This window comes from Aquibium carbonis (assembly GCF_003970795.1).
Lineage (GTDB): Bacteria > Pseudomonadota > Alphaproteobacteria > Rhizobiales > Rhizobiaceae > Aquibium > Aquibium carbonis.
Genome location: NZ_RWKW01000136.1, coordinates 1 through 2,351 on the forward strand (window position 1 = coordinate 1; position 2,351 = coordinate 2,351).

The following is a 2,351-nucleotide window of genomic DNA, read 5'->3' on the forward strand; positions in this document are numbered from 1 at the left end:
TGAGGGGGGTCCGAAGGACGGGCGAGACCCGTGGCTCGCCCCGGCCGGCAGGCAGAGGGGGGCGCGAAGGAACGCGGCGTTTGCGAAAAAGTGGGCGCGACGCCGGAGAGCCGATCTCCCCCCTCGTGGGGGAGATGTCCGGCAGGACAGAGGGGGGCGCGAAGGAACGCGGCGTTCGCGACCGTCCTTTCGGCGACTTGCGGAATGCGCTAGCCACCAGAGCCGGCCCAAGGCTTTCCCCGGAAGCGTCCGCGATCCGGGTAGCGGGCGAATGGCGACAAAGGGGTGGAAAGCGGAATGGCGGGTTCTGGCCCGCGGAAGTGGAAAAGCGGCCATCCAGGTGGCCATCGTTCTCTGACGGCAACGCGCCTAATGGGACCGGGCGGCCAGAAGTGGACGTTCGATACGAACGACCATAAGCAGGTCTCACTTCCTTCCCTCTGTCTTTCAGTCGGCGGTCAGCACTTCATATGAGAATGTGACGTGCGGAGACACATAGGTCTGGGCGTTTACCTCCGGTTGCACCTCGTCAATGGTAAGGACACACAGCGCGCCATGAGCATTCATGCAGACAACGCTTTGCCCAACGATCGGCTCTGCAGTTCGCGCAGGCGTGAGAAAGGCTGAGACTGAGGACGGGTCGTAGCTGGACGCTGTTATCAGGCCCACTGCCTTGAGGCCGCTGTCAATGTAGACGTAGACGCTGTTGTGTGAGCGACCGCTGAAGTTGATCTTGAACTCGTATTCGCCATTGCCAACTTTGAAATGACCGTGATCTTTGTGTCGGAAGGTGACGCGACCTTTAAGCGCAGGGCTCGCATAGTTGGCCGGATCACGTTGGGCGTCGATACGCTCGATCCGCGCTGCGCGTTTCCGGACCTCGGCCAGAGAGGCGGCATGACCTCTTGAGGCGGGCAGTCCCTCGACCCAACGCCATATCTCATCGATCTGCACCGATCCTGGGAATACGTTTTTCTCGGGCATCGAATTGAAATCGAAACCCTTGGGAGAATGGCTTGAGAGCCAAGCTGGAACTTTGAGTAAAGAGTTCTGCACAAATACGAGCGACAACCAGGTTGAAGGTTTGTTGTTAAATGCGCCGCTGATCCACCTGTTTTCGATCCCGACGCCCGAATTCGGCATCGTATCTGCACGCAGAACGTAGTTTTCATCGACGATCAGCAAGACGTGCGTTGCACTCGTTACCTCCTGCATGAAGCCGCTAAGGCTAGACCCATAATCTACCTGTTCGTCGATCTTCACGTCATAACCGAGAAGATGAAGCTGGCTCGCAAGCAGTCGCACCCACTCACGATGAGCTGGTGATGTCCAAGCGTACGAAATGAATAAATCTGCCATCCAACACAGACTACCAAGCGGTTATCGAAAACTCGAGAGCACGATTATCCCCCGAGGCTATAGCCTACCAGTCTGTTTGTCGTCCGCATTAATCGCTGAGGCGGCCGAAAGCGGACTGTCAGTTTCCAGCCCCAGAGACGTCAAAGCGGATCGACAAACGAATGCCGGCTTATGGTGAAGCGCAATCGACTGTTAATCGACCAAGATGCGGTCGGAAGCGGTCAACTAGATCTGCCGTTGCTGAACGACATATCTAGCCAATCGCATCCGCAACTGCAGGACACAGGTACGAGTCTCAGAGCACCCGCTATGAGGCGCTGGCTGATTTCCTCTCTGCCAAAACTAGGTCCGGCGTGGTGCCTTAGCCTTGGAGCGACACCCAGACATCTACCGCCATCAGCGGCAGATACACCGCCGTGATGGCGGCATAGAAGCGGCGATCGCTCGCGAAAAATGCCAGCACCGGCAGAACGATCATGGGAACGTCAAGCAGCGCCCACACCGCTTCGACCGGCTCGTCGAAATAGAAGATATTGAGCACGAAAGCGAGCAGCAGGAAGCCAGAGAGCGACATCAGCGCGAAGCGGCCATCCGCCTCAAAATGGGCTCTTAGTCCCTCGTGCTCGTCCTCACTGCGGCTGGGCAGCAACAGCGCTGCCGTGACGAAGAGCATCACCGTCATCGATACCAAGAAGAGGAAGTCGCTGAACGCGTACTGTGGGCGGAGCAGTGGCAGGCTGTTGATCGCCCACCAGTATTGCAACTGGATCACGAAGAGGATCGCGCACCAGACCAACGGCACCCAATCCACTGACGAGGTCCGGCGGATACGGAAAACGGTGACGAGGCCAAGCAGGAGACGCGTGATAGAGAGCCCGAGCACCATTGAGATGACGGTGGCGACGATAGGGAAGCTATTCATGTGTCCTACTGGAGTTGCCCCTATTTGACCGGACAGTCGGCTATTGAGTTTGTGCCCGGATGAACTCCCG

Annotated in this window: 2 protein-coding genes; both read right to left on the bottom strand. The window is 57.8% G+C overall.

The genetic code is table 11. The annotated features are described in order from the left end of the window. Nucleotides 1-447: 447 nt before the first annotated feature. Entirely contained in the window at nt 448-1,359 is a 912-nt protein-coding gene (locus EJC49_RS24355) for a toll/interleukin-1 receptor domain-containing protein (protein ID WP_126702525.1), read from the bottom strand. 361 nt (nt 1,360-1,720) lie between these two features. After that, nucleotides 1,721-2,351: hypothetical protein (locus tag EJC49_RS24360; protein WP_210211866.1), on the bottom strand; the 631-nt coding region annotated here is incomplete at its 5' end.

What these genes read in the sequence shown, in the direction of transcription:
- EJC49_RS24355 (WP_126702525.1), bottom strand. Translation starts at nt 1,359, where the DNA reads ATGGCAGATTTATTCATTTCGTACGCTTGGACATCACCAGCTCATCGT.